Source organism: Scandinavium hiltneri (assembly GCF_024764835.1).
GTDB classification, from domain to species: Bacteria; Pseudomonadota; Gammaproteobacteria; order Enterobacterales; family Enterobacteriaceae; genus Scandinavium; species Scandinavium hiltneri.
This window is the reverse complement of sequence record NZ_JALIGE010000059.1, coordinates 1-4,121: the sequence shown is the minus strand read 5'-3', so window position 1 is coordinate 4,121 and position 4,121 is coordinate 1. Positions and strand designations below refer to the sequence as shown.

4 protein-coding genes are annotated in these 4,121 nt (G+C 44.6%); 1 reads left to right on the top strand and 3 read right to left on the bottom strand.

Translation table 11 applies throughout. The annotated features are described in order from the left end of the window. Positions 1-90 precede the first annotated feature (90 nt). The 3 genes from MUU47_RS00320 to MUU47_RS00310 form a co-directional block, all read right to left on the bottom strand. The gene (locus MUU47_RS00320; protein ID WP_258986133.1) at positions 91-546 is read right to left on the bottom strand and encodes a helix-turn-helix domain-containing protein; all 456 of its coding nucleotides are present in this window, start codon (positions 544-546) and stop codon (positions 91-93) included. Continuing rightward, a complete protein-coding gene (locus tag MUU47_RS00315; RefSeq protein WP_045619843.1) occupies positions 506-670 on the bottom strand; it encodes a hypothetical protein in 165 nt (54 codons plus the stop codon). The genes MUU47_RS00320 and MUU47_RS00315 overlap by 41 nt, the downstream gene beginning before the upstream one ends. A 1,232-nt stretch (positions 671-1,902) precedes the next feature. Continuing rightward, positions 1,903-2,589 carry a DNA N-6-adenine-methyltransferase gene (locus MUU47_RS00310; RefSeq protein WP_258986132.1) on the bottom strand — a complete coding sequence of 229 codons (687 nt, stop codon included), beginning with the start codon at positions 2,587-2,589 and terminating at the stop codon, positions 1,903-1,905. A 795-nt stretch (positions 2,590-3,384) separates the two neighbouring features. On the opposite strand from MUU47_RS00310, the gene MUU47_RS00305 reads away from it, so the two are divergent. Then, positions 3,385-4,068: a tyrosine-type recombinase/integrase gene (locus MUU47_RS00305; RefSeq protein ID WP_258986131.1), complete on the top strand. Its 684-nt coding sequence runs from the start codon at positions 3,385-3,387 to the stop codon at positions 4,066-4,068. Positions 4,069-4,121 lie beyond the last annotated feature (53 nt).

The window sequence follows — 4,121 nt, the reverse complement described above, 5'->3', positions numbered from 1 at the left end:
CTCAGCTTGCTTAAGAATGGCCATGATCTGGCTGTCGGTAAAACGTGATTTTTTCATAGAGGTCTCCCCGGTTCAGATTACGAGAAAATTCTACTTATAAACACACCGGTTTTTCGGGGGGATTACCGTTGTTGCAACGCTTTCAGGGGCGCTCTCAGCCACGATCACAGCGTCCTCAATAACTTTGGTCATTGTTGGTGCTGGCGCTTCTTCTGGGGCTTCCTGCTGCGTTTCTTGTGCATAAGGTAGAACGGTGAAGATGCTTGTACACCCTGAACGCTCTTTCACATGTAGCCATCCAAAAGAAACAAGGTCTTTAATGTGACGGCGTACTGTTTGATCTGTACCGAGGCCGAGCCGTTTACCGATACCAGTTAACGAAGGTGTAACCTGTTTAAATGTGCCGGACAGGCTTTGCAGATAGGAGTAAACGATTTTGTGGTGGAGTTTTACTTCGTGGGTTTCGCCGTTAACTTCTACGGAAGTGATTCCGAGTAAATCATAGTCAATCGCCAGGAATAGCTTTTCGTGTTTTGTTGTCTTCATTATTTTCCTCTTTGCTAAGGATCGCTGTTATGAGTTCCGATACCAGAGCGGCAGCGGGTTTGTCTTCTTTGTTGGCACGGTTGATCAACGCCTCGTAAGTTTCTGTTGTGAAATTGATTTTCATCGTGTTTTCTCCTTCGTGAGATTACTCAGTGGTCGCAGTGCGGATTTCATCCCAGCGCTTCAATACTTCTGTGAGAAAGGCTTCTCTTTCGTGGTATCCACGAGCGCGGCAAGCGTTACGTAATGCTCGAATGTGGTAACGGGTGGTGGTTCCGTCTTTTAATTGTCGAAGTGTATCTTCAACGTCGAAATATCTCAGTTTGACCTCCTATGGTTGGCGTATATAAAAAAGACACCTTGCAGCCTGACGGCTCAAAGTGCGTTGATTAGATTGTGTGGATAAAGTTTTATGCCATAAGACTACTTTAACATTTTTCTGAACTTTTGTCAACCCCTCAACGGTGATTTTGTGAAATATTTTTGATCTTTTTCAAGGCGTTATATTTTTGCTTTGCGATTAATGCTCTTTATAACAAAAAATAACTATAGCTGTCAACACAAATCTGTGGTATGATCCATACCCGAGCAGTTAACCGATAAGATAGCATTAAATCCTCCTGTAACGCTCTGTATGACGTTCTGACGCTTTCAGGCTACCTCTGCATTCCCTGCCCTATTAAAATCGCTTACAGCGCGCCTAAGCGCGTTATGCTTGCACTACTGCCGCCCTCTGGCACTTATCCCCAACCCCAAGAACCATTAGCACGACTACAGGAGGTAGGAGGGTTAATAAGTGATTGGATTGGTTGGCTTAGGGAACTTACACGAGGTATGAGAGTAAGTGAGCTTTAGCCCCTGACTTACTGAAACCTTACATGGGTGAACGTTAGTTCATGAATGGATGATTGAAGTTAGTCAGCTTATCAGATGGTCAATCAACGGTAGTTGGTTGGTCAGATGGTAATTCCGCGCACAGCGCCAAGGTGATTTACGCCACGGCGTAGTATGCTTGTGCCTCGTTTCACGAAGGCCAAAGCCTGGCACAATCCAGAATGTAAATAGTAACGCCTTGCTGCGTCGTGAGCGGAACAGGGGTGTCCGGGAAGCCATCAAACGGCGTACCAGGACATTTCCCCTTGAGTGACGGCGAAGAGCCGCCAGCAAATAATATTTGCGACCAGCGCAAGAACCATAAAAGAATAAAGATCATTCTTATTAGGTTAATTGTTATTAACTTATTCTTATCGGGTATCAGACTTGATAGGGGTAGTCCTATCAGGATTGATAGGGGTGGGGGTATCAGTTCTGATAGGGGTATCAATCTTGATAGGGGTTATCCAAAGTACCATTTCGTTACTTTAGCCAACGGTAGACACTACGCCGGGACACTTTCCCTTCGTATTTCTTCACCAGATCCGCAACGGACGCTCCACGCTGATGTTCCTGGATTATCTGATCTCTGATGCTGTGACCATGCTCCAATGGATGGCCAGGCCTCTGCCCCGCCACCACATGCAAGGGTTTCAGAGTATCCGCACACTTCACCGTGATTAATAAATCCCGCTCCCTGGGCTTGTTATGATAAACCAACACCACTACAGGCATCGGAGATCTAACACTGTCTGATCTCTCTGGATGAATAAACCTCATACCACGATGGATAATCATCATTTCATGCAGATATGGCGAAGCCCAAACATACCGCAAGAAAAATCCCGTCTGCGGTCTGAACGGAATTAAAAATACTGCTGTCTCTGGCTCGTGTGCCTTTGCTAAAAACTCAGCCACCTTAGAATAAGGCGGGTTACAGAAAATAGATTTCTCCTGAGTCCAATCCATTAATAAGGCGTTATCTTCTCTACTCCACCATTTCAAACAATGGCTATTTTCTGCCGTGGCTGCTGCATCACGAGTAAACCTGAACCGCTTATTTAACACCTCGTAGATAATTCTCGGAGTTTGCCAATCGTCAGACCCATTTTCTGTAATCTTCGCTCCGTGCCTTAAATATCTACTGAGGTCTACGCCCTGCTCTGTCATTTGTTCTGTGCTACTATTACCGCGCAAAGTGGCACAAATAGACCATTAAACACACTACAAATCAAGCAGTAACCCTACGTTATTAACCATAAAATAAACAAGGAAATGTAGCCTAAGTTAAACTTTAAACTTTCATTTCAGCAGCGCTTAACTTTGTTGAAACCTTGCGCCGTGCGGCTCTTAGCTGATCGTCGTGACAAATGTACTATTCCAACACCACCGGAAAGGCTTAACGACTTTTTCTAAAAATGAAACATCGGTTTATTTTCATGCCAAAAAACCCACAATTAGTTAGCATTCTAATCATTTCATCATGCAATCAATTGAATGAGAGACGTTATCATTAACGCCGCCTTTACTGTGCAATATCGCTCCTCAATAGGACATTCAGGTTATCTGTCCTATTCATCTCTATGTAGAAACAAGCACTTATGATCAACCTCGATTTATTGGCCTTTTTTCGGCTATTCCTGGGGCAAAATCAGCATGGAAAAATAAATATATTGACAAGATGTAGTTTTCATGAAACAAGAGGAAATTGAATAAAATCATTATAAATCAATGGCTTAGATATTCGGTACGGACGGACGGCAGAATTGGGGTGGCCTCGATCACGCCGTTAAGCAACTCAAGTAACCGCGCCCCCTAAATCGGGTTTAATCGCGTTTAATGCCACTTAATATCGTTGAAATTCCTCCAATAAGACATTTATGCAAATACATGCAAAATGATCTTGCTATCTATATGTTTTTGATCAATATTTACTCCATCGAGACAGATTGAGGAGGTAGAGAAATGGCAATTAGTAAGGGTGCAAAGCGTACAGACGGACTGGAGAGCGCCGATCAGGTGAAGATGGTAGTGGAAGAAATCGCGAAGAAGAGCCAGACAGTGGCGGATCTCTTCCTTATAGGAGTAGAGACACAGCTTCGCGGTGTTGACCTTCGGTCATGGAGATGGGACGAACTGGACATTGGTAGCAAGGTATTGCGCATCACCCAGGACAAGACCAAGGAAGCCGTAGAAGTGGAATTGACGGAGACGGCAAGAGAGGTGCTCAAGGCTCGCTATAACGAGCGCGGGGATAATGTGCATGTATTCCAGAATGACAGCAACCGGAGCAGAGGTAAGCCGATCAGCCGTTCGAAAATCCATGTAGAGATTCAGTATGCAGTGGACAAGCTCAAGATGCAGAAATTGTTACCACAGGACGCAGTGATCAGTATGCACAGTGCACGTAAGACCGTGGCAACGATTGCCCATAATAATAATGAGGATTTAGAAGTCATTAGTAAGATGTTGGGCCATCGGTCAACGGAGCACACTCGCGCCTACCTGGGCATAACTCAAGCCAAAGTGGACGCACTACGAACGAAGTATTCAACGGGGATTAAGAGAGGAACACGGGTAATCCCCCCATTTTTAACGGAGGTGATAAATAGAATCAGGTCATGCGTTGAATATGCTGCATCGGCGTGAAGCCATTTAATGCCATATTTGGTCGTTCGTGATTATAAAACCATTGCCACTGC

Excerpts from the sequence above, each read along its gene's own strand:
- MUU47_RS00320 (WP_258986133.1), bottom strand. The coding sequence starts at position 546 with ATGAAGACAACAAAACACGAAAAGCTATTCCTGGCGATTGACTATGAT.
- MUU47_RS00315 (WP_045619843.1), bottom strand. The coding sequence starts at position 670 with ATGAAAATCAATTTCACAACAGAAACTTACGAGGCGTTGATCAACCGT.
- MUU47_RS00310 (WP_258986132.1), bottom strand. The coding sequence starts at position 2,589 with ATGACAGAGCAGGGCGTAGACCTCAGTAGATATTTAAGGCACGGAGCG.
- MUU47_RS00305 (WP_258986131.1), top strand. The coding sequence starts at position 3,385 with ATGGCAATTAGTAAGGGTGCAAAGCGTACAGACGGACTGGAGAGCGCC.